Raw genomic sequence first — 25,071 nt, 5'->3', positions numbered from 1 at the left:
TTTTAGTTTGGAGCTTTGCGGTAGCAGAAGTAAGCCACTACGGCAAAGATGATGTTAGGAATCCACGCCGCCAGTATCGGCGGAGTGTCGGCGTTGATGGCGAACGTTGACGATACGGTCTGGAGCATGATGTAGGTGAAGCTGAGTGCCAGTCCGAATCCGAGATAAAGTCCCATTCCGCCTTTTCGTTTGCGTGATGACAGCGACACGCCTATTGTGGTGAGGATGAACGACGCGAAAGACGACGCTATGCGTTTGTGGTACTCCACCTGATATTGCACCACGTTGCCGCTTCCGCGGTCGATCTGTTTGGAGATGTAGTCTTTCAGCTCCGAGCTGGTGAACGTCTCCTGCTGTCCTTTAGAGTACACAAGGTCTGTAGGCTCCATCTGTATAAGGGTGTCTTTCTTCGCTCCTTGCGTGATGTGCTCGCGCAGTCCGCGCAGTTCTCTTATCTTCCAGTTGGTAGCCGTCCAGTGGTACTTGGAGTCGGAGATTGTGTCATACTGTATCTCCATGGCTGTCATGTGGCTCACGAGCTTCTTGTTCTCGAACTTGTCGAGAGAGAATCCGTAGCCTTTCTTCATGTTGTTGTCGTAGTGCTGGATGTAGGCTATGACACCGTTGCCCACCTGCAGCATCACGTTCTCGGCAGATGTGTTCTTCCTCTTGTTCTTGTATATCGTCTCGAAGTTCTGGCGTACGACGGTGCCGTGGGGTATGACCTCGGCATTGAGATAAAAGGACAGTGAGGAAATGAGCACGCACGAAATCATGTACGGACGCATGAGACGCTTGAACGATACGCCCGATGCGAGGATGGATATGATTTCGGAGTTGCCTGCCATCTTGGTTGTGAAGAAGATTACGGCAATGAATACGAACAGCGGACTGAACAGGTTTGCGAAGTAAGGCACGAAGTTGGCGTAGTAGTCGAACACTATTGCCTTGAGCGGGGCGTGATACTGCGTGAACTTCGCAAGGTTCTCGTTGATGTCGAAAATGATGGATATCGATATGATGAGAACAATTGAATAGATGTATGTGCCGATGAATTTCTTTATGATATACCAGTCGAGGCGTTTGATGTAGCGTGACGGACTGATAAATGAAAGAAATCCGAGCCGCTGTCTGAGCCGCCGCATGGCGTCGGCGAGCCAGGCAAGATGTCTTGCCGTGTGTCTTGCCCTTACCAGAAGCCTGCGGTGTTTTCTTTTCATTCCTGTTGCCATACTGTCGTGTCAGATTCTTTTGCCGAGGTTGTCGATGACGCCGCGTTTCCATGCGACGAAGTCGCCCTGCATGATGTGGTGGCGCGCATCGGTCACGAGACGGAGGAAAAATGCCAGATTGTGGATGCTTGCTATCTGCATTGCAAGCAGTTCCTGCGCCTTGAAAAGGTGGTGCAGGTATGCCTTGGAGTGGATGCGGTCGATGTCGCATCCGTCAGGGTCGATGGGGGAGAAGTCGTTCTCCCACTTCTTGTTGCGCATGTTCATCGTACCGTTGTAGGTGAAGAGCATAGCGTTGCGCCCGTTGCGTGTAGGCATGACACAGTCGAACATGTCGACGCCACGTTCTATCGCCTCGAGTATGTTCTGCGGTGTGCCTACGCCCATTAGATAGCGTGGCTTGTCCTTGGGCAGTATCTCGTTCACCACTTCAATCATCTCGTACATCACTTCCGTGGGCTCGCCAACAGCCAGTCCGCCTATGGCGTTGCCGTCGGCACCCTTGTCGGCGACATATTTTGCGGCATCGCGGCGAAGGTCCTTGTATTTGCAGCCCTGTACGATGGGGAAGAGACTCTGGCTGTGACCGTAGAGCGGCTCTGTCTCGTTGAAACGTCTGATGCAGCGGTCGAGCCATCGTTGTGTAAGCCCGAGGCTTTTCCTGGCATACTGCCAGTCGCTCTCACCAGGGGGACATTCGTCGAACGCCATCATGATGTCGGCTCCTATTATGCGCTCTGTGTCCATCACGTTCTCTGGTGTGAATATGTGTCTGGAACCGTCGATGTGGGAGCGGAACTCGCATCCTTCCTCGCGCAGTTTTCTGATGCCCGTGAGTGAGAATACCTGAAAACCGCCCGAGTCGGTGAGGATGGGTCTGTCCCACGTGTTGAACCTGTGAAGCCCTCCTGCGGCACGCAGCGTCTCAAGTCCGGGACGCAGATATAGATGATAGGTGTTGCCAAGGATTATCTGTGCCTTCACCTGTTCGCGAAGTTCTGAGAAATGCACGCCTTTAACGGTGCCGCATGTTCCAACCGGCATGAAGATGGGTGTCTTTATCTGTCCGTGGTCGGTCGTTATGATGCCGCAGCGCGCGTCAGAGGCGTTGTCAGTGTGTTGCAGTTCGAATGTCATTCCTTTTCTTTTTCCTCTTTATCATGTGTCGGTCAGTCTTGCCTGTGGCTTTCCTCCTCAATGGTGAACTTCACCGGGTGGCTTACAATCTCGTCGGTGAGAGCAAAGTCCCACACGTCCTGGACATTCTCCACATAATGGAACTCCACTCCTTTGAGATAGATGGCTGGAATCTCGTCTATGTCTTTCTTGTTGTCCTTACACATTATTATATCTGTGATGCCTGCGCGCTTGGCAGCAAGAATCTTTTCCTTTATGCCGCCTACCGGAAGCACTTTGCCGCGGAGCGTTATCTCGCCTGTCATCGCTGTGTTCTTGCGCACCTTGCGCTGTGTGAGCGCAGAGGCTATTGATGTGGCTATGGTTATTCCGGCAGACGGTCCGTCCTTCGGCGTGGCTCCCTCAGGCACGTGGATGTGGATGTTCCACTGTTCGAAGATGCGGTAGTCGACGCCCAGACTGTCGATGTGTGCCTTGACATACTCGAGAGCTATGACGGCTGACTCTTTCATCACGTCTCCGAGATTTCCGGTGAGTGTGAGCTTGCCTGCCTTGCCTTTGCTGAGAGATGTCTCTATGAAGAGAATCTCTCCGCCTACGCTTGTCCATGCCAGACCGGTGACAACACCGGCGTATGCGTTGCCCTGATATATGTCGCGATAGAAAGGAGGTTTGCCAAGAAGGTCCTCGGTCTGGCTCGGTGTGATCTTCTCGTAAGGCAGTTCTCCGTCGCGCGCCTTTATGAGCGCGAGTTTGCGCAGAGCCTTGTTTATCTGCTTCTCGAGCTGGCGCACTCCGCTCTCTCGTGTATACTGCTCGATTATTTTCTCGATTGCGGCTTTGTTGAACTGCGGCTTGTGCCCGTCTTCGTTCAGACCGGTGTTTTCTATCTCGTTTGGAATGAGGTGGCGTTTGGCTATCTCAATCTTTTCTTCTGTGATGTATCCGCTCACTTCAATAAGTTCCATGCGGTCGAGCAGCGGACGTGGAATGGTGTTCAGGTCGTTGGCTGTGGCGATGAAGAGCACCTTGGACAAGTCGAAGTCCACGTCGAGATAGTTGTCGTGGAACGCGTTGTTCTGTTCCGGGTCGAGCACTTCGAGCAAAGCTGATGACGGATCGCCGTTTACTGTGTTCTGCGTGACCTTGTCTATTTCGTCGAGAATGAACACCGGATTGGACGAGCCAGCCTTCTGTATGCTTTTGATGATGCGTCCGGGCATCGCTCCGACGTATGTGCGTCTGTGACCGCGTATCTCAGACTCGTCGTGAAGTCCGCCGAGCGACATCCGCACATATTTGCGCTTCATGGCTGCCGCGATGCTCTTTCCGAGACTTGTCTTGCCGACTCCCGGAGGTCCGTAGAGGCATATGATTGGCGATTTCAGGTCGCCGCGCAGTTTCAGTACAGCCATATATTCAAGTATGCGCTCCTTGACCTTCTCCATGCCGTAGTGGTCGTGATCGAGCACTTTCTGTGCTCTTTTTAGGTCAAGGTTGTCTTTTGTATATTCGTTCCACGGCAGGTTTATCATTGTCTGCAGATAATTGAGCTGCACGCTGAACTCCGGACTCTGCGGATTGAACATCTCGAGTTTGTCCAGTTCCTTATAGAACACCTTCGCCACTTCCTCCGGCCATTTCTTGTTCTTGGCGGCTTTCTCCAGCTCGTGATACTCAGGTGAGCCTTCACCGTTGCCTAGTTCTTCCTTTATGTTTTTTATCTGCTGTTGCAGGAAGTACTCACGCTGCTGCTCGTCTATGTCCTCACGGGTCTTGGTACGGATGTTCTGTTTCAGTTCGAGAAGCTGCAACTCCTTGTGGAGAGTCTTCAGTGTAAGCAGCACACGCTCCTTGATGGAATCTGTGGCAAGCATCGCGAACTTGTCAGGAATGGTGAACGGCAGATTCGCGCAGATGAAGTCTACGGTTATGATATCGTTCTGTATGTTGTTGAGCGCGAACTGCGACTCATCTGGTATTTCCTCGTTCTGCTTTATGTAATCAACTGTCGTACTGCGCAGATCGTCGAGCGCCGTCTTGAACTCGCTGTCACCTTCTTCCGGCATTTCCTCGTTTGCGGCGACGGTTTTTCCCTTCAGGAACGGGCGTGTGTCTGTGAGCTCGGTGAGTCTGCACCGTCCCAGTCCCTGTACGATAATTGTCACGTTGTGGTCGTTGCCTGGCATTTCAAGCACTCTGACCAGTTTGGCATATACACCATATTCGTAAAGGTCGCCCTGCTGCGGATGGTCGTTGTTTGCGTCCTTCTGACAGAATATGGCGAATGTGGTGTCTTGTGCTTCTTTCAGATGGTTTATAAGGTTGATACTAACCTTGCGTCCGACAAGAATCGGTGATATTACGCCCGGAAAAAGCACTATATTGCGTGTCGCAAGAATCGGAATCTCTTCGTTCACTTCTACTTTAAACAAATTGGTTATATCTCCTTCGTAGTCTGCTATCATTTGAATGGATGTGCTAGGCTTCTTATTCATAATTCGTGTTGTTTTATCGTGAATATACAGCAAACGATGTGCCGAAATTCCCGATTGTTCCGAGTGCGTTCCTTAGTTTTGAATGTTTTGATGAATAAAATTATAATGTGCGCCTTGTTGAAAAAGTATTTTATTTGCGCATATGTTTTAAATTTTCTGCAAAGTTAAGCAAAAGATTTCAGATGGACGGGCATTTATAATTAATTAATATGAGGAGGCGACGATGGCGTATGACAGTATTGTGAGGGTGGCTGACGTTCAGGAGGGATGTGTGTGTAGTCTGAAGTTGTGATAAATCTGCGTTACGGATAAAATAAAAATAGTCTTACGGCGTTGTCCTTATATAATAAGGAGTATATGTTTTTTTTGATTTTGCGTAGAATGGGAATGAGCGGACAAGGGTTTACATTCAGACGTTTTAGTGTGCGTCAGGATAAGTGCGCAATGAAAGTAGGCACTGACGGTGTGTTGCTTGGCGCGTGGGCTGCAGGCGGTAGGAATATTCTTGATGTGGGAACCGGTACTGGGCTTATTGCGCTGATGATGGCTCAGCGTTTTGAGAAAGCCACGGTGTGCGGCATTGATACGGATGAGGATGCATGCCGGCAGGCTCAGGAGAACATATCGGAAAGTCCGTTTGCGCGGCGTATAGAGATAGAGCATGTACGTTTGCAGGATTTTTCTGCCAGGATTTCTTTTGACAGTATAGTATCAAATCCTCCGTTCTTCACAGACAGCCTGAAGTGTCCTGATGCCAGGCGTTCGGTGGCACGTCATGCAGACACGCTTCCTTATTCGGACTTGTTCAGAAGTGTGGCGCGTCTGCTTACGGAAGACGGTGTGTTCAGTGTTGTCATACCCACAGAAGCTGAAAAGAATTTCTGTGCGGAAGCAAGCATTTACGGTATGCTTGAAATAAAGAGGTGCGTGGTAAAGACAGTGCCGCGCAAATCACCGAAACGCGTGCTTCTCTCGTTTGCAAGACGAAGGGTAGGAGAGTGTGTGCCTGAGAACGTGTGCCTGTTTGATGATGACGGAAATAAGTCTGAATGGTACAGGAGTCTTACTGAGGATTTTTATATCAAATAAAAGGTGTATGCCATGATTTCCGGAGCAAAGAATCAAATGATTCTGTTTGTCTTTGTCGTGAGGGTTGCATGAGATTCGTGCTTGTAATAAAATAAAAAGAATGTAGCTCCGGATGTATTATGCAATCTGCTCAGAATATTGTCGCATGATGCCTGAGCGCGGACAAGACGGGATGAAGAAAAGCTCTTCATCCCGTCTTGCTGCTTTCTTTGTAAAAACATATTGTCATTCTTCTTTTCTCTGTGATTTACCCATGAACCGGTAGGTAGCCTCTCTGTGTTTGGCTATATCCTCACGCATGCTGTTTATTTCGTTGAATATTTCAGACAGAACGTTCTGCAGCGCGTTCGGTTTTCGCATGTTCTTATTGGCATAAGGGTTTATTATTATTTTTATGCCTTTCTCCTTTATCTCTACATTGATGTCCTCTCCTGCCATCACGGGGTCTCCGTCATAATGTATGACGCCCGGTTTCGTTCTGTGAATATGGATTTTTTTGCTGTGGAACGTTTTTATTCTTGTGTTTTTGTCGAGTGTCTTGTTGAACATGTCTATGCTTATCTGAGGAGCTTCCAGCATGTCGAATGGCTCCATTATGATAACGTCCATAAGTCCGTCGCTCATGGATGCCTGCGGTGCTATGTATGCATTGTTCCCGTATTGGGATGCGTTGGCGCATGATATGAGGAAAGCCTTGTATGTCTTTGTGCCGTTCTCATCCTCTATGATGTAAGTCTCAGGCTTGTATTTCAGTCCTTCCCGCAGTATGTTTTCGGCATACGTGATGGGGCCTCTCTTGCCGCTTTCCGCGAATTTCATGCTTACGAACGCGTCAAACCCCATGCCGCATGTACAGAAAAACGGATATTCGTTTATTATACCATAATCGAGCTCGTGGATTTCACAGGCATTGATTATTTCTATCGCCTTTCTTGTGTTCATGGGCAAAAGCAGATGCCGCGCAAGCCCGTTGCCGGATCCGCACGGAATTATTCCAAGGGCAGTTCCCGAATGTACGATAGAGCGCGCCACCTCGTTCACCGTTCCGTCACCTCCTACAGCCACAACAATGTCAACACCGTCGTTTTTCGCTTTTGCGGATATTTCGGAAGCGTGTCCCGCATATTCAGTCGTTACAATTTCGTATTCGAATTTGTCCTTATCGAGATGTTCATCAATAAGTGGTGGTATTGAAGTCTTGTCAGACGTTCCTGATGTAAGATTAATTACGAAAACAATCTTCTTTTTCATTATTATTGTCTGAATTAATGACGTATCTCAATCTATTTGTAAATTATTTTGTACTATTTGATAATACATTGATTTTCTTGTCGAAAAACAGCATGGACAAATATAATAAAAAAATAGTAATGAGTAAGCTGCTTGTTGTACAAAAATAACGTACAGACACATTTCTTATTAAAATAATCAGATTATAATATCTTTTTTGTATCTTTGCACCCTGAATAAAAAAATAGAGGATTTATACCTATTTAAATTAAAATGGGACAATTACAAGAAAGATACAAAAGTTATCGCGAGCCTCAAAAGATAATGGAGGCTGGAATGTATCCTTATTTCCGTCAGATTACGAGTAAGCAGGGCACAGAGGTTGAGATGGGCGGCCATAAAGTGCTTATGTTCGGATCGAATGCTTATACCGGACTTACCGGAGACCAGCGTGTGATAGATGCTGCAAAGGCGGCGTTGGACAAATACGGTTCTGGTTGCGCGGGAAGCCGTTTCCTTAACGGAACCTTAGATTTGCATGTGCAGCTTGAGAAAGAACTTGCCGAATTTGTAGGCAAGGACGATGCTTTGTGCTTCTCAACCGGTTTTTCTGTCAATGCGGGTGTCATCGCCATGGTAGTAGGACGTGGTGACTATATTATATGCGACGACCGGGATCATGCAAGCATTGTAGACGGACGTCGTCTGTCATTTGCCAGACAACTTCATTACAAGCATAATGATATGGATGATTTGGAAAACATTCTCAAATCACTCCCATATGATGCCGTTAAACTTATTGTTGTAGACGGAGTGTTCTCTATGGAGGGCGACCTCGCCAATCTTCCCGCAATTGTAGAACTCAAGCATAAATACAATTGTTCTGTAATGGTTGATGAGGCTCACGGTATAGGTGTGTTCGGGCGTGACGGTCGTGGTGTGTGTGACTATTTCGGTCTTACTGATGAGGTGGATCTCATTATGGGCACTTTCTCGAAATCTCTTGCAAGCATCGGTGGCTTCATCGCAGGTGACTTCGACACTATCAACTATTTGCGTCATACATGCCGTACCTATATATTCAGTGCGTCTGATACGCCTGCGGCAACGGCTGCGGCTATGGAAGCGTTGCACATCATACAGAAGGAACCTGAGCGCATTGAGAAGTTATGGGCGGTAACAAAATACGCTTTGCGCCGTTTCAGGGAAGAGGGCTTCGAAATAGGCGATACGGAAAGTCCTATTATACCTTTATATGTAAGAGACGCTACCAAGACTTTTGTTGTTACAAAACTTGCTTATGACAACGGTGTGTTCATCAATTCCGTTATTCCTCCGGCATGTGCTCCGCAGGACACGCTTGTGCGTTTCGCATTGATGGCGACACATACAGAAGAGCAGGTTGAGCGCGGTGTGCAGATTCTGAAAAAGATATTTGTAGAACAGGGCATTATAAAATAGTGAATATAAAATTTGCAAGATTCAATAAAAACGAGTAATTTTGCATTCGCAAATTTGAAAGCTTGCATTTTCGGGGCGTAGCGCAGTCCGGTAGCGCATCTGGTTTGGGACCAGGCGGTCGCAGGTTCGAATCCTGTCGCCCCGACGTTAAGGAAAGAAGAGAAGCATGACATTATAGTATGCTTCTCTTCTTTTTTGTATACCGGTATGAGTGTTGGTCAAGGGAGCGGATTAGACCGGTTTTTACGGCTACCGCAGCCATACGCCATTGTCAGCGGTCAATCACCACTTTCTTTCCATTTAGAATGTAAATTCCTTTTGGTAGTTTCTCTGCGTCCGTACCCATAAACATTCCTTTCAAATTATAGTAATTGTTTTTTGAATTTTCATGCGCTGTTGCCGATGTTATATCTGTGGTGGTGGAAGAAAATGAAAAAGAAATGCTCCCGTCCGTGTTTTTTGTAATATCGGTAATGTTTTTGTGCATCAGGTATGTACCGTCTGTATTTGGAGTGTTAAGCGATGCCGCAGGCGATGTCCCGTCTGTAAGGGCATTGTTAAACGAACCGCTGTTAGTCCGGTATGGATACAAGTCTCCTGCCAATCCGTCAGGATTGATATGATAGCCTCCTATAGTTGAATAGTAGTTTTCCAAATTCCCGTCAGCTGGTATGGGCACCATTCTTTGTATGGTTCTTGTTGACGCGTTCACTTCATTGACTGCCCATATGTTTTCATCATAAGTTACATGATATACGAGCAATCCGTTCACGGCAGCCCCCGTTCCATCGGTGTTCAGACCCTTGTCCCAATTTGTATTGCCGTTTCGGTTTTCCAACAAATAGTACTCGTTGGGATTATTCGGGTTTACAATTTTGTAGCATTTGCCTCCAGATGCAATTGGCTGCAGATGTGAAATGTTGGTCGACTCATTGAGTTCAATAGGTGTATCCCAACCACAAAACGCCTTTTCGTAGCCCGTAAATGACGGAGGTATGTTTCCGTCGGCATTTCTTGTTCCCGATGCCATTATGCTCCATTGGTTCATGCCGTAGTTACCCACACTTCCCGATGAGTTGCTCTTGACGTCGTAAAAGTCGGGCAGTCCCAGACAATGTGAAAATTCGTGACACATAGTGGATATGCCATCAAGTGTGTTACCGGTTCTTCCTGTCAGTTCCGAACTGCAAGCATAAGTCTTTATGCGCACACCATCCCGCTTCCGAGGAGTTTGCAATACACTTTCGTGCGGCCAGATTGTGCTCGATGGGGCACCGTCTGACTCTGAGTATCCGGCATACAGCACATAAATCTGTTCCACATATCCGTCATTATCCCAATCGTATTGTCTGAAATCCACACCGTCGGCATCTGCCGCATCTATGGCTTCTGTTATTAGCAACTGGACATTCTGGTCTTTCCCCATGCCGCCGTTGTTGCCATAAAATTCCATGTCTTCCTCGGCTGTGAATGGTCCCACTACGTCGAACTGCAAATCAAAGGTTCCGTTGCTTTGGTCTTTAAAATAGTCGTTTACGCTTCCCAAAGCTTGATTGTAGTTGTATCCCGGCTGGTTACACATATTCTCAACGGCTTGTTTTATGTTGGGGGTAACAAATGGCATATTCTTAAATGCCATTAATATCACCAGTCCCCGCTTGGTCCCCTGCAAGTTTGCCATTGGTTTTCCTACTGCCATAGGATATTTTTGCCATGACTCTGTGTGTACTTGAGACAATCGCTTTGCCATCATCTCCGGCTTTTGTAGCATGCTTTGTTCTGATGTAGTGCGCGTATCAGGGGCATGTGCCGGCACTTTTGTGCACACAAGGTTGTCGGCTGTCGGTTCTGCATAGTAGTACACACCGTGTTCTTCAAGCACCGGATATCCGTCGGAAGTAACATAATAATGTAGTCGTTCATCGCCTGCTAAAGTCAAAAGTAGAGTGGTTCCATCCGGTTGCACCACTTTTTTTACCACATTTTGTGCCGGTTCGGCATGTATGCAGTTGCATAGGGCGCAGACAACTAAAAGGGTTGTTAATTTTTTCATATTCATAGTTTGGGGTGTTCTTCTGCCATTAATATCTACTGATTAAAACAGCCCGGATCCCTTTCGATTGAAGGAACCCGGGTTTTGAATGTAAAAATAGGGCTCTTCCCTAAAGCCGATTACTGAATGTTATATACCAATGCGTTGCATAAATACTAACGGACCCATACCCAGCATGTCGTACATGTCAATCTGTACTTCTACACCGGTTTTATTATTTCGCCATGTGGGAATAGCTGCTTCGGGATAAGCTTCAAAGCCCGCATCAAGCAGGGCTTGTACCAACGCTGGCGATTTAATTACGTTATCATTGCGTGCCAGCATAGCCAATCCTTCGTATTTCCCCTTGTCTTCAAAGAGGAAAATTTTGGTGAAATCCCTGCCATTGGTGATTACGACAGGCAAACCAATCTGTTCATCTGCCTCCATATAATCCTCAAAATAGTCTTTGCTTTCATACAATTTTGCAACTTCGGCAATGGTGTATTTGCCAAACTCCGTGATTGGCCAAATCATTTCAATTTTGTCGTATGGTAGATATTCGGTGTAATCAGCGGGATAGAACTGTATTCTGGGTTCGTAAGTTTTTTCTTTTCCCTCTGGTGCCTTTACCGATAGAGATACGGCACTCTTCATTTCTTTGTTCCAATAAATTTGTGCATTGTCATTATCGAGCAACGGAACATACTTGTATCCCAATGACTCAACAAAAATTGCTGCGTCATCGGCATTAATTTCGGTTCCTTTGGGTGCGACCACAGCTGCCTCTTCCAAGTATGATTTCGTGTCTAAGTCGAGCCAGTACTTCATGTACGGAAATTTATCATTTAAGGTATTGAAATACATTATACCCTTTTCCGGTGATGACAATGTAGTGTTGTAGGTGTGCCCAAGCCTGCTCTCAAACAGCTTAATCACTTCTGGCTGTGCACCCACGGCAAGCAGTGGAGCCATAAACCCGTCTTTATTGCTCAGTGAGGAGCGTCTTGTGAACGACCATGTACCCTCATCTATCGGTGCTGCAATAATAGTACCTGTTTTGTGGTTATATTCATAGTTGTTTCTTACCTCCACCCAATACTTGTTTGTAGGATCCTGCAGCACAGTGCCCGCTTTGCTTTGCTGGTCAGATGCTACATCTTTAAAACCGGCTGCATGATAGGTTTCGAGCACCATGTTGACCAAATCGGGATCTTTCAACGTGGAGACAGCAATTTGATAATGTCCTTCCAAGTCAAAGTAGTAATCGGTTTTTGCCACCACCGGATTGTCGTTTTGTGTGACACTGAGTATGCGTGAACTCTCATCGTATGTGGCTGAACCGTTTTTACCAACTGCAATTGCTTGAAGCTCTTGCACCGTTTTGCCAAAGTTGACCAGTGGGTTAATTTGGTCTAGCTTGTAATTTTTAACTTCGGGTGAGTCATCATCGTTGGAGCATGATGTGCTGAGAAGCAATGTGCAAACAGCCATTGCCATAATCCATAATTGATTGATTTTCATATGATAGATGTTTGTTAAAAAAAATATGTTACTTTACATGTGATTTTCATACATTTTATTTGATATGAATTTGTGTGTTTTGTTCATCAAAAGAAGTTGCCCTTGACATAAAGCAAACTATCTTTGTGTATTCGTTGCAAATATAAATAAAAAAACATATATCTACAATAAATATGTTGTTTTTTGCTTATTTATATTTATACACTGTTCGAAATGAGAAATATGTAGGATGTTATTAGATTAATATGACTTGGGCATTTGTTATTGGTTGAAAATGTTGGAGTATGATATAAAATAATTTAAGATTGCTAAAACACCATTTATATAAAGAGTGCTATGGAAAATAAGTGAATATGGGAAAGATGTAACTAAAGTTTGGAGAGCTTCTTACTTTTGAACAACAAACGCCTGAATTTCCAATAAATTCAGGCGTTTCGTGTACAAATTCGTGTACAAATTTCGTGATATCCTTGTTTTTTCAGGGTTTATTGCGGAGAGAGAGGGTTATGAACCTACTCCCCAATATCCTTGAAATTCAATTTCTTATCAATATGTCAAAGCCTTAGGGGGTACAACTTAGGTTACAAGAATAACGCTTTTCTGTCACCTTTTGGCTGTTCGTTGTCTGCCTAAAACTACGGTTCAAAGATACGGCTTTCTTTTGATATATGCAAATCATTGAAAATAAATATTCTGCGGTTAGTGCAAGGTGCAAGCTATATATAGATATATACTTGCACCTTGCACTAAAAACTACCCTGTAATAAACAAGATACTACTAAAATAAGTACATTTGTAAAATGATTCAAGAGGAACTCAAATTTTACAAGCCATGTAAGTTGCTGCAACCTTATATAAGATATTATTGGGTATTCAAAAGCAATCGACCGCTGGATGCCTTTACTTATCCTATCGGTTGCCCTCAAATCATTTTCCATAAACAAGCACCGTTATATATCCCTGAACTGAATGTTACACAAGACAAATTGACTGTCAGCGGACAAGTTAATTTCTCGTCACACCTATATGCAGACGGAAATATAGAAATGATAGTGGTTGTATTCCACCCTCACGCTATGAGTATGTTTCTGAACATACCGACTTCACTCTTTTACAATCAAGAAGTGTCCGGTTACAGTCTTGAAAACAAGAGTTTGAATGAACTGGCTGCACGAATATTCAACTGTGAGAATAATTCTATTTGCATAAGCTATATAGAAAAATGGCTGGTGTCACAAATTGCCGATAATTTGACTGATACCACATACAGAATTGAAAGGATAGACACCGCCATACAGCGAATATATATCACTCCGCAAATCTCTGTAAACGAATTATCTTCTATTGCCTGCCTAAGTAAAAAACAGTTTGAGCGGTTGTTTCATTCATTTGTAGGCATCAATCCCAAAGAATATACCCGTATCGTCCGCTTCCAAAAGGCTTTGGCGCAGATGCAGCATCAAGCGGGCAAAGAAATCAATCAGGCACAAATAGCATACGTCAGCGGTTATGCCGACCAGTCGCACTTTATCCGGGAGTTCAAGAAGTTCTGCGGATATACGCCCATGTCTTTGCTGAAAGTGTCAAATCCATATTCCGATTTGTTCACCAATCCCGTATAAATGTCCCGTTTGTTCTATCCGGGGTCAAACGCTTCTCCTACTTTTGCCGTCTGATTCATTAAATGAAAATAGCATTAAGTATGAAAGAAGTAAATCCCCAAGAAACCAGCCGGGCATACGCCTTTGAAATGTGGATGAACGCACCCATGCCAATGGTGACGTTCTTTAAGACACTCAACGTGTCACGCCTTGTGAAAATCAGTCGGAAATCGGGCATGAAGTTTAATATGTTGATGTGCTGGTGCATCGGCAAAGCCGCAAGGGACGTGAAAGAATTTTATACGCTGCCCGTTGGCGGTAAATTGATGCAGTACGATACCATTGCAGTAAACACCATTGTAGCTAACAGAAAAGGCGAGGTAAGTTCGTGTGATATTCCTTTCTGTGATGATGTATCTTTGTTTAACCAACACTATCTGCAACTTACCAAACAAGTGGCTGAAAGTTGCGTCAATCACGACTTGACGGAAAGCATGGTTATCGGAACTTCCGCATTGGCACAATATGAAATAGACGGTGCTGTCGGGATGTATAGCGGCATTTTTAATAATCCGTTTCTTATTTGGGGCAAATACAAACGCCGCCTGCTGAAAACGACACTTACCGTTTCTTTCCAGTTCCACCACACGCAAATGGACGGGGCGCACGCTTCCCGCTTTTTGGACGGGATTCAGAGAGCAATTGACAATTTGCAGTATAAGTAAGTTTGCTATAAATGATATACACAGGTTACGATTTTGCAGCTTATTTCAAAAATGACTATTTATGGTAACTGATTTCGTAACAGATTGAGTAACTTTGCTCTCAATAATAGAAATAGCAATGGAAACAGACATAGAAACCAAATATTGCCAAAGTTGTGGTATGCCATTAGATATTGAGGATATTACAGAATATGGAACAAATTCTGATGGTACACTCAATCAGGAATTTTGTTCTTGTTGCTTGAACTCCGGCAAATATCTTTTTAATTTCTCAATGGAATACCTCATTTACCTTTGGGGACTTTTCCCCGATTCTTATAATCAAATTGCTGGTACGAATTACAAAAGCGAGGAATTGAGAAATGTGTTATCCGACAGGTTACCCAATCTAAAGCGGTGGAAGCAAAAGATAAACACTGCCCATATACACTATGACCTTATAATGAATGTTCAAGAATATATTAACAGGCATTTATTTGAGGACTTAAATTGTGACAATTTATCTCATGTAGCTTGTATGTCTATGTATCACTTCCGGAGAGTATTCAAAGATGTTGTTGGAGAGAATGTCGGTGATTATATTCAGCGGTTAAGGTTAGAATATATTGCTTTCAAACTTATTTCAACGAATACAAGGGTATCGGAACTACTTGAACAGATAAATTTTCAAAACAAACATACTTTATCAAGGGCATTTAAGAAGCATTTTCAGATGTCTATTCCTGCTTTCAGAAAAGCATATTCAAATGTTGCTTATGAAAACAAGATTATAAAACAACTGGAGTATTCAATAAAGAGGATTAAAGAAATTAAAGTTGCATATTTGAAATTTGAGCGAACACATAGAAATAAGCAAGCATATTCTACTTTATGGAAGCAAATAATGGAATTTGCCAAGAAATACAATCTGACAGATAAAGGCTTCAAATACGTTAGTATCAGTTTGGATAGCCTTGATATTACGGAAATAGATAAATGCCGATTTTTGATTGGTATAACTGTTCCCTATTCAATGGAAATTCCTAAAGGTTTCAGTGTTCTAAACATACAAACAGGTCTATATTCGGTATTCAATATAAAAGGAAGATACCATGAATTAAATAGAATTTATCGGGATATTTACCTTGATTGGTTACCTAATAGCAAGTATCGTTTAAGAGAACAAATGACTTTTGAAATATATACCAATACTCCCGATAAAGCAAGCATGGAAGAATTGGTAACGGAAATCTATTTACCTATTGAAGTAAAACAAAAGATAAAATGAAAGACGAAATAATTAAATTTTTAAAAGAGAACATCATTGGTAAAACATTGTTTACTGGTGCAGTCTATAAATTAGAGAACGGAAATTTAGAAGGCGTATATAACGACAAAATGACATTCTCAAATTTAGTGACAACGGGAAACGGTTTCAAGTTCGACATGACAACTGTTACCCAAGAATTGGTTTACAATTTGGATGATAAAGGAGCAAGAACCACTATAGCCAAAGATTATACAGGAACGAGTGTGTTTTGTTATGAATTGGCAATGCGAAAAAGCACAAAGCAAATCACAGGTTATATGCGCTGTGTTTCAACAACAGTTCAAGATTCCACAATGGAAGCCGTAGTTTGCGGAATATTTGATGTGACTTTTGACGGGAAAGAGCTGAAATGGCAAGAAAATCAGTTGTTATATAGAGATAATCCCATAGGAGAAGATAAATATAAACCTGTCGCTTTCAATTCTAAAGTTCGTTTTTATCTTGATAACGGGAAAGTCGTATTTGAATATTTGCCAACGCTTTGGGATATATCCCCTGACACATTGGAAAAAAGGTTGTCTAAAGATGATTATCCTCCTTATATATCAAAAGAACAGTAACTGAATGAAAAAGAAGTAAAATCGAATAATAGCGTAATGAAATAAGCTACTTATACGATGAAAAAGGTAGTAGATAAGATATTAGAGCAAGTAGAGGCTGATATTTCTGAAATCGACCTCTACGGCTATGATATTATCGAAACCTCTCTTTCAATGGTGCATAAGCTGCAAACGGTTCTTGATGAATTGAGGGTAAAAATACAAACCTATATATTTCCAACCAAAGAGGATGAAATCTTATTTTTCAAGACACAGAAACCGGAATTACTTGGTCGGTTGCTATTCTTCTATAAAATATATAAGATTGAAACACAATGTCCTAATGGTAGTGATGAAGTGATTAGAAATTATATCAATCGGGAACTGGATAATCTGACCTATTTTTTCAATCGTAATTTAGACTTTTAGATTCGTTTAACATAAAACTCTAAAGCAGCCAAAGGAGAATAAGAGAGGTTGGAACGTAAACAGTTGGGAATGAGCAGATTTGCACAAAGTTGCCAAATCAGCATAAAGCAAGCGAGTGAGGAATATTGAAGTAGTTCAGTTACTAAATCGTGAGCCACAGTTACCTATGCAAAGCAGGTAACAATGCGGAAAGGCAACTTTGTGCATCAACGGATTTTATTGCGCTGATTCTCAATGTTTTGCGTATCAAGGAACGCTTACAAAATGATTATATTTGCACACTCAAAATGTAAGCGTTATGAAAATCGAAAAATTCAAGGTGTTGCTCTACCTAAAAAAGAGCGGATTGGACAAGAACGGAAAAGCTCCCATCATGGGACGCATCACGGTGAACAGGACTATGGCGCAGTTCTCCTGCAAGTTGTCTTGCACTCCATCGCTTTGGAATCCTCGTGCCAGCCGATTGGAAGGCAAGAGCAAGGAAGCCGTGGAGACCAACAAGGACATCGAGCAGTTGTTGCTTTCCATCCAAAAGGCTTTCGATGTGCTTGTGGAAAAGAGAACGGACTTCGAGGCTAAGGATGTCAAGGAGGCTTTGCAGGGCAGCGTCAAGACACAGACCACCCTTCTCTCCTTCGTGGACGAGCATATCAGTGAACTCAGCACCCATGAGGGCATCGATATGTCGAAGAGCAGTGTCTGGACTTACAGAAAGATTCGCAAGAATCTCGCTGAGTTCATCGGGGAGAAGTATAGGTTGACTGATTTGGCTTTCGGACAGCTGACCGAGCCTTTCATCAGTGACTTTCACCATTACCTGCTTGACGAGAAAGGCTTTTCATCAGGAACCATCACCATCTATGTGTCGCTCTTCAAGAAGATGTGCCGCATCGCCTTTGAGCGAGGCTTGTGCAAGAACCTGCTGTTCGCCCATTATCGGGTTGGCACTCCAAGGGTTACGACACCCAAGGCTCTCAGCATGTCTGATTTCATAAAAATCCGTGATGTGGAACTGCCCGAAGACAAGCCGAGACTATCCGTTAGCCGTGACCTGTTTCTTTTCGCCTGCTATGCAGGAACAGCCTTCATAGACACCGTTTCCATCACGAAAGCCAATGTCAAGGTGTTGGAGGATGGCGACAAATGGCTCATCTATAACCGCAAGAAGACCGGAACACTTGCCAGGGTGAAACTCCTGCCCGAGGCGTTGGAGCTGATGGCGAAATACGAGGACGGGGCAAGAGATACCCTTTTCCCATTGCTGAACACGAATCGTGTTCGTATCGATCTCATCACCATCTGCAAGTTGGCGGAAACGAGCAAGACCTATTCCTACCATTCGGGACGACACTCGTTCGCCAGCCTCATTACGCTGGAGGCTGGTGTGCCGATGGAGACCATCTGCAAGATGCTCGGTCACAAGGATGTGAAGATGACTCAGCGGTATGCGAGAGTAACCCAAAAGAAGCTGTTTGAGGACATGGACAAGTTCATCGCTGCAACCGAGAAGGACTTTATTCTCGCATTATGAACAAGGCTTTCAACTTTTCTTTTTACAGTTTCAACTACATTATTATATTATAAGGACAACAACTATGAGCAGAAGTACATTTTCAATTTTGCCTTACATCAACAGACAGAAGGTGAAGGCAGACGGAACAGCCAACATACTTTGCCGCATCACCGTTGACGGCAAAAGCGCAGCCATTTCCACAGGCATATCCTGTACACCACAGGAGTGGAACGCCAAGAAGGGAGAGGTACGGAACGCAAGGGACAACGGACGATTGGCAGGTTTCCTTGCTGAGGTCAAGGATAAATACAACTCACTTCTTACCGCCAACGGCATCATCACCGTGGAAATGCTGAAGGCTGTGTTGAAGGACAAGGACACGACAGGAAGGTTCTTGCTGAACTTTGGTGATACCATCGTGGAATGGTATCGAACCGCAAAAGCCAGACAAACCTTTCTGCACAAGCGGACATGGCAGAAGAACCTGAGAGCCTTTGTCCATTCGTTGGATAAGGACGACATCGCCTTTGAGGACATAGACGAGAATTTCGGGGAGGAATACAAGCTGTTCCTGAAACGAGACCAGGGACGTATCGACAGCTACGTGAACCATTGCCTTCTCTGGCTGAACATGTTGATGTACAAGGCAGTGGACAGGAGCATTATCCGCTTCAATCCCATAGCCAAGATAGGGTATGAGAAGAAGGCAGCCCCGAAGATGACCCATATCAGCAAGGCAGACTTCATCAGGATGCTCTCTACCCCGATGGCTGACGAGCGAACGGAGCTTGCACGCAGATGTTTCATTTTTGCCTCGCTCACCTCCTTATCCTATATAGATGTAAAGAAACTGTACCCTCACCATATCAGTGAGAACTCCGATGGTAGGAAGTTCATCCGCAAGGAAAGAGAGAAGACAGGCGTGGAGTTCTTCGTGCCACTCCATCCGATAGCCGAGAAGATTCTTTCGCTCTACAATACCACGGACGACAGCAAGCCTGTTTTTCCACTGGGTGAGAAGAAAGACATCTATCTTGATGTGCATACCCTTGGAATGGTGCTTGGCATAAGTAATAAGTTGGGATTCCACGCCAGCCGCCATACATTCGGAGTCTTGATGCTCAACGAGGACATTCCCATCGGCAGCATAGCCAAGATGATGGGACACGCAGACATTACGAGCACACAGGTCTATGCGCAGGTGACGGAGCAGAAGATTTCAAATGACATGGATAAGCTTATTGCCAAGCGAGAAAGGAACAGATTGTCGAACGAAAAAACTATTGGAAAATGAACAGAGGTGTTATAACTATCAGCGAGAGCGGAACGGTATCCATGCCGACCGATACTGTATGGATGACCATGCAGGAGATTGCCGACATGTATAATGTATTCGGCTGCTATGTGCGCAAGGCTGTCAAGGCTGTATTCAAGGATGGCATTCTGAAAGAGCAGGGTGTACGCCGTCATGTCAGGAAGAACGACCGCATCAGCTATGATGTGTATAGCCTTGAACTCGTCATTGCGGTAGCCTTCCGTATTGACAGCATTGAGAGCAGAGCCTTTCGGGAGTTCATCATGCAGTCCGTCATCGGCAGACAGACAAGCCGCACTAAACTGGTCTGTATCTTTACAGAGAATGCAATGGCATAGACCTGCCATAAAGCAACGTTCCTTGGAGGCTTTGCGCCTCCAGCCACTTGGGCGAACCACCGCAGTGTGTTTTAGCATGGTATTAGATTTATACAGGTAACACAAATGATACCCGGCAAACACGAACAACTCGGTATAGCCAATAAAACGAGGCGACAACCTATAACAGCCACGCTCGGTAAGTTATACGTTGTCGCCTTGTTCATTTCACCCCACTCATCAAGGACATGTATTTCTCCTACAAGCCCTTCATTCTGTACGCCTCACGATAGTTAGCCATCAGAATCTTCTGAATGTCGGACTCGCGGTAGAGTATCTTTCCGCCAAGCTGGATATACGGGATGACACCGTTGTTTCGGTAGTCCTGCAGGGTTCTTCGGCTCAGTTGCAGTCTGGCACAAAGCTCCTTGTCCGTCATGAAGCGCTCACCGCCAAGCATGGGGCGGTAGTTCATCACGGCACGTTCAAAATTGTCAACCATTCGGTTGAGGTGGTTCACGATGTGGTTCATCCACTCGCTGTTTCTTGTCATTACTTCATTGCTCATAGTTGTCTCGTTTTATTGTTGATACTTACGTTACTCGGTTTACTTGCTGCTTTGGATTAAGTGGCTGTTGTATATTGACAGCCTAACCTGTGCGCTTGCGAAAGCGCATGTCCTTTTTCTTGTCCTCCACTACTGCTACGATAGCCATCACGTCCTCCGGCTTGTAGTAGGTCTTGTGGCTGATTTGCGTATAAGCCAAAGTTCCGTTGTCCCGAAGCGTCTGCACTGTCCGTGGGCAGATGTTGAGCGTCTGACACACGTCCTGCGTGTCGAGCCACTTGTTCATGGTCTTGTCCTCACTGCGCTCACGGATTCTGTCCATGCGCTTCACGAAGTTCTCCAACTGGGCATCAAGATAGTTGAATGCCTCTTCCTCGAATACGATGAATCCCATACTTTTCTTTTTTCTAAGTTAATACTATGTTGTATGTCGCAAAGCTCCACGCATATGCTGTGCTCCACGTTTGTGAGTGCAAAGATAAGGCACGGCAATCTAAAAACAAGCGTTTTCAATTTCTGTGGCAGTATGTTGCCGGGGTTTGCCGACTTCAACGCCAAAAACAACAAGAAAAACTTGCACGGCTGCAACGAATACATGAACAATGACGAGTTGAGAAATACGTTGAAGTTCTCACAACTATCTCGGTATGCAAATAAGCAAGCCACAACTAAATTGCCACGTTACACCCAATCAGTTGCATGGCTGCACTCAGTACACTTACTTTGCACCCGACAATCGGTCAATGGTGCAAACCGTGACCACTATACTAACAAATAAAACAGCATAAGCTATGGCAAGAACAAAAGATGTAGTCTTGGCTCCTGAGCAAAAGGAGCTGATGGAAAAAGAGTATTTGGATTTTGTTAAACCATCTACGTATGACAACAAAGCCAATCCAAGTAGTTGTAATTCTCTCTATGATGATGTAGAGAACCCAGAGTTGAGAGCAATTGTAGAGAAAGTTGCTGCAACAACTCCCTATAGTGAGGAAACATCAACGAACGAGGCTCAATCGCCACCGAATCCGCAGAAGCGCATCAGCGGCAAGCAGCGCAAGGCGACATTGGAGGAGTATCAGCAGACCTTCCTCCAAGTTCCAAGGATTGACGACCGCAAGCCAGTCTTCGTCAGTTCCGATGTACGAGACCGTCTTGATCGTGTCGTCCGCATCCTCGGAGGGAGACGCATGAGCGTATCGGGCATCATCGAGAACATCGTGCGCCATCACCTAAGCCTTTATGAAGAGGACTTCGAGGCTTGGCGCAAATTGTGAGAATTAAGGTCTGCGACCTTGGACGTGGATAGCTGAAAGGCTGTAGTTCCAACTAACGTGTTCTGAGAGGGAGCGAGGTTATGTTTTGGGAACCCCAAAACGCCTCGCTCCACCATGAGGGCGGAGGAATTTTGCTCCCGACGGTCGCAGAAAGTGAGTGTACCAACTGTAAACAGTATATCGAATGACAAGCATACATGAACAATACAAGAAAAAGGGCGGAAGACCGCCCACAGGCAGGGTTCGCAAGCTGTCGAAGTCTGTCACGGTGAAGTTCTCGAAGCCAAGCTACGAGGCACTGAGGCTGAGGGCGAGAAAAGCCAACCGCAAGTTGGCGGAGTACATCCGTGAGTCCGCCTTGAACGGCGAGGTGGTCAGCGGACACAATGCAGAGACGGTAGCCATCGCCAAGAACCTCATTGGCATGGCGAACAACCTCAACCAACTTACCAAGCTGTCGCATCAGAGAGGTTTCCATGAAACCCATGTGTATGTGGTGGACTTGTTGAGAAGATTGAAAGAAATCCTTGGCGAGTATCGCCAAGCAAGTTATAAACCGAAGCCAAGCGGTATGGGCAGAAAGGAGGATACCACATGATAGGCAAGCTAAAGAAGGGCAGCTCATTTGGTGGTTGCATCCGCTATGTTACAGGCAAGGACGAGGCGAAAATCCTTGCATCCGATGGAGTGTTACTCGGCACGAATGCCGAGATAGTACAAAGTTTTGAGCTGCAAAGACAGCTAAATCCAAGGATTAAGAAGCCTGTGGGACACATTGCATTGAGCTTCAAACCAGAGGACAAGCCACGTTTGACGGATGATTTCATGGCTAAGATAGCCCTTGAATACATGCAGATGATGGGTATCAACGATACCCAATTCATCATCGTAAGGCATCACAATACGGACAATCCACATTGTCATGTCGTGTACAACCGCATCAATAACGAGGGCAAACTCATATCAGACAGGAATGATTACAGGCGTAATGAGCAAGTGACCAAGGCTCTAAAATCCAAGTATGGATTGACTTACGGAACTGACAAGAGCAATACTAATACTCGCAAGTTACGCAATGCTGAGCGTGCCAAATACGAGATTCACAATGCTGTCAAGGATGCCTTGAAAGTCGCTGATAATTGGCAAAAGTTCAAGAATGAACTTGCAAAACGAGGTGTTTGCTTGGAGCTTGTCTATAAGGACAAGGAGAGAACCAAGGTACAAGGCATCTGTTTCAGCAAGGATGGATATAGCTTCAAGGGTACGCAGATTAGCAGAGGCTATAGCTTTGGCAAGCTGAATGCGAGATTTGAGGGAACGGAGAACCTTTTATCAGCAAGAGCCAGCTCTGCTCAGCAATATGAGCAAGGTAGTTTCAAGGACGAGCTGTTGCCATTCATGTCGGAGAGCAACCAGAACCCATGGAATGGTATTTCTTCCATAGGACTTTTTGCTCCAGCCAACGCTCAGACCTTTGAGCCATTCCCAGAGGATGAATCATCCAAGAAGAAAAAGAAGAAACGCAGAAGAGGCTTTAGCCTTTGATGCAAGTTACAAACCATTCAAACAACAAAAGAAATATGAAAGAAGAACTATTGGAAGCCATCTACGGCACAGTTGAGAGATTGGAGCAGAAAGTCGATGAACTTTCTGCTTCACCAAAGAACGCAGGAGCGGAAACAGTTCTCAGCTCTGCAAGTATTGATACAAGCAAACTTGAAAAAGCCATCCTTTCTGTATCTGCAAAAGAAGAGGAAACTATTGGAAAATTGGCAAAATTAAGAGAGGCGATATGTGTCTTTGTTGACCTTACCAAGAAAGAAGCAAGCAAAGATGAACAGCGAAGCAAACTCTTGTTTGATACCATTAATCAGGTGAAACAAGAGCAGAATGTCACATCAAAATTTGTACAGGACAAACTTAACGCAATGGACAACACACCTCAAAAGAAAGTCGTAACCCATCGCTTCGAGCCTACTTCAAAGTATGTTCTTCTTTTCATTGGTGGCTTGGCTCTATCTCTTGTTCTCTCCATTTGGGGCAATCTCGGGTCAGTAGAAATTTAGTGGGGATAAATTTGTAAGAAAATCGAAAAGTCCTTTACTTTGCAGTATGGAAAAAGATTATTTGAATATGTTGGCCGGTATCGTACTGCCCACACAGATATTGGATTACTTTTCGATAGTTGGCATTGAGCAAACCACCGGAGAGATACACATCAGCCTGGACGAGAAGATGAATCCGGAAGTTAGGCTATTAGATTGATTTAAAAATATCTTTTGACGCGTTTTGTCATCTGTGGACAATTTAATCAATCTACCCTTTTTATTATATACCCCGATTTTTTTCCCGTGTAGAAATAAACTTCTCTCTAACTTATAACCATTACTTAAAATGTTTACAACAGTCTGTGATTTCAATTCCAAACTGTTTAGAATTGAAATCACAGAAAGTATTAATATCGCGCAAAATCTCATTACTAATTTTTGTTTAGTTCCTTTCCAAAAGATAGTTCTGTAGAACACACCCTGCTTCGGCTTTGCGTTGCCCTCATCCAATCTACGGAACACTTCTTCTATACGCTTGTCGGATTCTTGCAAGTGTTGTTGCATTTCCAATTGATGGTATTCCATAGTCGAGAGACGCTGAAACACTTCGGCATTGTTCTGTAGAAAGTGACGCATTGAAGTGAAAGCTCGCATTATTCGAATATTCACCTCAATCGCAGTGTCAGAACGTAAAACACTACTAAGCATAGTGACTCCGTTTTCAGTAAATACGTAAGGCATGTATTTCAAATGTTGCCCGCGTCCTTCGTTTAAGGTCGCAATTTGCGACCTTAAACATTCGTCCTTGGTCAATTGAAACATGAAATCTTCAGGAAATCGTTTAATATTACGTTTTACTTGCTCATTAAGACGCTTTGTTTCAACGCCATAAAGTGTGGCAAGGTCACGGTCAAGCATAACTTGTTGTCCTCTAAAGATTTTTATTAGAGGCTCTATATTGTCAACACCAACCAACTGGTCACGATTTGTGACCAGTTCGCCGTTTCCTGTCTTTTCCGTTATGTCTGCCATATTTCTATCTTTATTTTTAAGGTCACAATTTGTGACCTTAAACGTGTTGTTACTTATTATTGTATGCAAAGGTAGTGCTTTTAGCCTTTAAGTCACTATTGCACAACCCCTTTCTTTGAAAAGAACGTAAAATCAATAGTTTTATTGCTGTGATTGTAGTTTTATTAATCGCTTCACTCGTTGTACAAATGAAAAAAG

At 44.4% G+C, this 25,071-nt stretch carries 21 protein-coding genes, 1 tRNA gene and 2 pseudogenes; 15 read left to right on the top strand and 9 right to left on the bottom strand.

All coding sequences use genetic code 11. The features are described from left to right. Nucleotides 1-2 precede the first annotated feature (2 nt). The 3 genes from BN4609_RS06375 to lon form a co-directional block, all read right to left on the bottom strand. A complete protein-coding gene (locus BN4609_RS06375; protein ID WP_241033234.1) occupies nt 3-1,145 on the bottom strand; it encodes an LptF/LptG family permease in 1,143 nt (380 codons plus the stop codon). Nucleotides 1,146-1,241: 96 nt separating this feature from the next. Further along, nucleotides 1,242-2,369, bottom strand: a complete 1,128-nt coding sequence (tgt, locus tag BN4609_RS06370) for a tRNA guanosine(34) transglycosylase Tgt (protein ID WP_068855735.1) — start codon at nt 2,367-2,369, stop codon at nt 1,242-1,244. Nucleotides 2,370-2,401: 32 nt separating this feature from the next. Further along, on the bottom strand, nt 2,402-4,867 hold the full coding sequence (lon, locus tag BN4609_RS06365) for an endopeptidase La (protein WP_068855734.1): 2,466 nt from the start codon (nt 4,865-4,867) through the stop codon (nt 2,402-2,404). Between the two features lie 387 nt (nt 4,868-5,254). Between lon and BN4609_RS06360 the strand changes: the two genes are divergently transcribed. Further along, on the top strand, nt 5,255-5,956 hold the full coding sequence (locus BN4609_RS06360) for a tRNA1(Val) (adenine(37)-N6)-methyltransferase (protein WP_068856342.1): 702 nt from the start codon (nt 5,255-5,257) through the stop codon (nt 5,954-5,956). 225 nt (nt 5,957-6,181) lie between these two features. Here the strand turns inward: BN4609_RS06360 and BN4609_RS06355 are convergent, their stop codons facing one another. Next, complete coding sequence (locus BN4609_RS06355; protein WP_068855733.1) at nt 6,182-7,207, bottom strand: diacylglycerol/lipid kinase family protein; 1,026 nt, start codon at nt 7,205-7,207, stop codon at nt 6,182-6,184. Nucleotides 7,208-7,459: 252 nt separating this feature from the next. Here BN4609_RS06355 and spt point away from each other — a divergent pair, with 252 nt between their 5' ends. After that, complete coding sequence (spt, locus tag BN4609_RS06350) at nt 7,460-8,647, top strand: serine palmitoyltransferase (RefSeq protein ID WP_021992112.1); 1,188 nt, start codon at nt 7,460-7,462, stop codon at nt 8,645-8,647. Between the two features lie 71 nt (nt 8,648-8,718). After that, nucleotides 8,719-8,792, top strand: a tRNA-Pro gene (locus tag BN4609_RS06345). 126 nt (nt 8,793-8,918) lie between these two features. Here the strand turns inward: BN4609_RS06345 and BN4609_RS06340 are convergent. Both BN4609_RS06340 and BN4609_RS06335 read right to left on the bottom strand, forming a co-directional pair. After that, nucleotides 8,919-10,700, bottom strand: coding sequence for a M6 family metalloprotease domain-containing protein (locus BN4609_RS06340; protein ID WP_068856340.1), 1,782 nt, complete (start codon nt 10,698-10,700; stop codon nt 8,919-8,921). A gap of 129 nt (nt 10,701-10,829) precedes the next feature. Further along, nucleotides 10,830-12,203: a hypothetical protein gene (locus BN4609_RS06335; RefSeq protein ID WP_068855732.1), complete on the bottom strand. Its 1,374-nt coding sequence runs from the start codon at nt 12,201-12,203 to the stop codon at nt 10,830-10,832. An 800-nt stretch (nt 12,204-13,003) separates the two neighbouring features. On the opposite strand from BN4609_RS06335, the gene BN4609_RS06330 reads away from it, so the two are divergent. From BN4609_RS06330 to BN4609_RS06295, 8 genes and pseudogenes are all read left to right on the top strand, one after another. Continuing rightward, on the top strand, nt 13,004-13,825 hold the full coding sequence (locus BN4609_RS06330; protein WP_068855731.1) for a response regulator transcription factor: 822 nt from the start codon (nt 13,004-13,006) through the stop codon (nt 13,823-13,825). A gap of 80 nt (nt 13,826-13,905) precedes the next feature. Then, nucleotides 13,906-14,529, top strand: a complete 624-nt coding sequence (locus tag BN4609_RS06325; protein WP_068855730.1) for a CatA-like O-acetyltransferase, family 2 — start codon at nt 13,906-13,908, stop codon at nt 14,527-14,529. 118 nt (nt 14,530-14,647) lie between these two features. Further along, on the top strand, nt 14,648-15,796 hold the full coding sequence (locus BN4609_RS06320; RefSeq protein WP_068855729.1) for a GyrI-like domain-containing protein: 1,149 nt from the start codon (nt 14,648-14,650) through the stop codon (nt 15,794-15,796). Further along, nucleotides 15,793-16,398 carry a hypothetical protein gene (locus BN4609_RS06315; RefSeq protein ID WP_068855728.1) on the top strand — a complete coding sequence of 202 codons (606 nt, stop codon included), beginning with the start codon at nt 15,793-15,795 and terminating at the stop codon, nt 16,396-16,398. Before BN4609_RS06320 ends, BN4609_RS06315 begins: the two co-directional genes overlap by 4 nt. Before the next feature lie 57 nt (nt 16,399-16,455). Beyond that, nucleotides 16,456-16,803: pseudogene (locus BN4609_RS06310) on the top strand (RteC domain-containing protein); the annotation flags it as partial. 301 nt (nt 16,804-17,104) lie between these two features. Continuing rightward, entirely contained in the window at nt 17,105-18,337 is a 1,233-nt protein-coding gene (locus BN4609_RS06305; protein ID WP_068855727.1) for a site-specific integrase, read from the top strand. A gap of 64 nt (nt 18,338-18,401) precedes the next feature. Next, a complete protein-coding gene (locus BN4609_RS06300) occupies nt 18,402-19,613 on the top strand; it encodes a site-specific integrase (RefSeq protein ID WP_068855726.1) in 1,212 nt (403 codons plus the stop codon). Next, nucleotides 19,610-19,972: a virulence RhuM family protein gene (locus tag BN4609_RS06295; RefSeq protein WP_008628592.1), complete on the top strand. Its 363-nt coding sequence runs from the start codon at nt 19,610-19,612 to the stop codon at nt 19,970-19,972. The genes BN4609_RS06300 and BN4609_RS06295 overlap by 4 nt, the downstream gene beginning before the upstream one ends. A 238-nt stretch (nt 19,973-20,210) precedes the next feature. On the opposite strand, the gene BN4609_RS06290 is transcribed toward BN4609_RS06295, so the two are convergent. Both BN4609_RS06290 and BN4609_RS06285 read right to left on the bottom strand, forming a co-directional pair. Continuing rightward, nucleotides 20,211-20,519 (bottom strand): helix-turn-helix domain-containing protein, encoded by a 309-nt coding sequence (locus BN4609_RS06290; protein WP_008145366.1) that lies wholly within the window; start codon nt 20,517-20,519, stop codon nt 20,211-20,213. 82 nt (nt 20,520-20,601) lie between these two features. Beyond that, nucleotides 20,602-20,913: a helix-turn-helix domain-containing protein gene (locus BN4609_RS06285; protein WP_008656559.1), complete on the bottom strand. Its 312-nt coding sequence runs from the start codon at nt 20,911-20,913 to the stop codon at nt 20,602-20,604. 397 nt (nt 20,914-21,310) lie between these two features. Between BN4609_RS06285 and BN4609_RS06280 the strand changes: the two genes are divergently transcribed. The 4 genes and pseudogenes from BN4609_RS06280 to BN4609_RS06265 form a co-directional block, all read left to right on the top strand. Further along, nucleotides 21,311-21,793 carry a DUF3408 domain-containing protein gene (locus BN4609_RS06280; RefSeq protein WP_068855725.1) on the top strand — a complete coding sequence of 161 codons (483 nt, stop codon included), beginning with the start codon at nt 21,311-21,313 and terminating at the stop codon, nt 21,791-21,793. Between the two features lie 184 nt (nt 21,794-21,977). Continuing rightward, on the top strand, nt 21,978-22,391 hold the full coding sequence (locus BN4609_RS06275; RefSeq protein WP_068855724.1) for a plasmid mobilization protein: 414 nt from the start codon (nt 21,978-21,980) through the stop codon (nt 22,389-22,391). Next, nucleotides 22,388-23,338 carry a relaxase/mobilization nuclease domain-containing protein gene (locus BN4609_RS06270; protein WP_068855723.1) on the top strand — a complete coding sequence of 317 codons (951 nt, stop codon included), beginning with the start codon at nt 22,388-22,390 and terminating at the stop codon, nt 23,336-23,338. The genes BN4609_RS06275 and BN4609_RS06270 overlap by 4 nt, the downstream gene beginning before the upstream one ends. A 35-nt stretch (nt 23,339-23,373) precedes the next feature. Beyond that, a pseudogene (locus BN4609_RS06265) lies at nt 23,374-23,841 on the top strand (hypothetical protein); the annotation flags it as partial. 123 nt (nt 23,842-23,964) lie between these two features. Here the strand turns inward: BN4609_RS06265 and BN4609_RS16950 are convergent. After that, nucleotides 23,965-24,873: an ORF6N domain-containing protein gene (locus BN4609_RS16950; RefSeq protein WP_241033220.1), complete on the bottom strand. Its 909-nt coding sequence runs from the start codon at nt 24,871-24,873 to the stop codon at nt 23,965-23,967. Between the last annotated feature and the right edge of the window lie 198 nt (nt 24,874-25,071).

The sequence above is a fragment of the Leyella lascolaii genome, from assembly GCF_900079775.1.
Taxonomy (GTDB): Bacteria; Bacteroidota; Bacteroidia; order Bacteroidales; family Bacteroidaceae; genus Prevotella; species Prevotella lascolaii.
This window is presented reverse-complemented; position numbering and strand designations above follow the sequence as displayed.

What these genes read in the sequence shown, in the direction of transcription:
- BN4609_RS06375 (WP_241033234.1), bottom strand. Translation starts at nt 1,145, where the DNA reads ATGCGGCGGCTCAGACAGCGGCTCGGATTTCTTTCATTTATCAGTCCG.
- tgt (WP_068855735.1), bottom strand. Translation starts at nt 2,369, where the DNA reads ATGACATTCGAACTGCAACACACTGACAACGCCTCTGACGCGCGCTGC.
- lon (WP_068855734.1), bottom strand. Translation starts at nt 4,867, where the DNA reads ATGAATAAGAAGCCTAGCACATCCATTCAAATGATAGCAGACTACGAA.
- BN4609_RS06360 (WP_068856342.1), top strand. Translation starts at nt 5,255, where the DNA reads ATGAGCGGACAAGGGTTTACATTCAGACGTTTTAGTGTGCGTCAGGAT.
- BN4609_RS06355 (WP_068855733.1), bottom strand. Translation starts at nt 7,207, where the DNA reads ATGAAAAAGAAGATTGTTTTCGTAATTAATCTTACATCAGGAACGTCT.
- spt (WP_021992112.1), top strand. Translation starts at nt 7,460, where the DNA reads ATGGGACAATTACAAGAAAGATACAAAAGTTATCGCGAGCCTCAAAAG.
- BN4609_RS06340 (WP_068856340.1), bottom strand. Translation starts at nt 10,700, where the DNA reads ATGAAAAAATTAACAACCCTTTTAGTTGTCTGCGCCCTATGCAACTGC.
- BN4609_RS06335 (WP_068855732.1), bottom strand. Translation starts at nt 12,203, where the DNA reads ATGAAAATCAATCAATTATGGATTATGGCAATGGCTGTTTGCACATTG.
- BN4609_RS06330 (WP_068855731.1), top strand. Translation starts at nt 13,004, where the DNA reads ATGATTCAAGAGGAACTCAAATTTTACAAGCCATGTAAGTTGCTGCAA.
- BN4609_RS06325 (WP_068855730.1), top strand. Translation starts at nt 13,906, where the DNA reads ATGAAAGAAGTAAATCCCCAAGAAACCAGCCGGGCATACGCCTTTGAA.
- BN4609_RS06320 (WP_068855729.1), top strand. Translation starts at nt 14,648, where the DNA reads ATGGAAACAGACATAGAAACCAAATATTGCCAAAGTTGTGGTATGCCA.
- BN4609_RS06315 (WP_068855728.1), top strand. Translation starts at nt 15,793, where the DNA reads ATGAAAGACGAAATAATTAAATTTTTAAAAGAGAACATCATTGGTAAA.
- BN4609_RS06305 (WP_068855727.1), top strand. Translation starts at nt 17,105, where the DNA reads ATGAAAATCGAAAAATTCAAGGTGTTGCTCTACCTAAAAAAGAGCGGA.
- BN4609_RS06300 (WP_068855726.1), top strand. Translation starts at nt 18,402, where the DNA reads ATGAGCAGAAGTACATTTTCAATTTTGCCTTACATCAACAGACAGAAG.
- BN4609_RS06295 (WP_008628592.1), top strand. Translation starts at nt 19,610, where the DNA reads ATGAACAGAGGTGTTATAACTATCAGCGAGAGCGGAACGGTATCCATG.
- BN4609_RS06290 (WP_008145366.1), bottom strand. Translation starts at nt 20,519, where the DNA reads ATGAGCAATGAAGTAATGACAAGAAACAGCGAGTGGATGAACCACATC.
- BN4609_RS06285 (WP_008656559.1), bottom strand. Translation starts at nt 20,913, where the DNA reads ATGGGATTCATCGTATTCGAGGAAGAGGCATTCAACTATCTTGATGCC.
- BN4609_RS06280 (WP_068855725.1), top strand. Translation starts at nt 21,311, where the DNA reads ATGGCAAGAACAAAAGATGTAGTCTTGGCTCCTGAGCAAAAGGAGCTG.
- BN4609_RS06275 (WP_068855724.1), top strand. Translation starts at nt 21,978, where the DNA reads ATGACAAGCATACATGAACAATACAAGAAAAAGGGCGGAAGACCGCCC.
- BN4609_RS06270 (WP_068855723.1), top strand. Translation starts at nt 22,388, where the DNA reads ATGATAGGCAAGCTAAAGAAGGGCAGCTCATTTGGTGGTTGCATCCGC.
- BN4609_RS16950 (WP_241033220.1), bottom strand. Translation starts at nt 24,873, where the DNA reads ATGGCAGACATAACGGAAAAGACAGGAAACGGCGAACTGGTCACAAAT.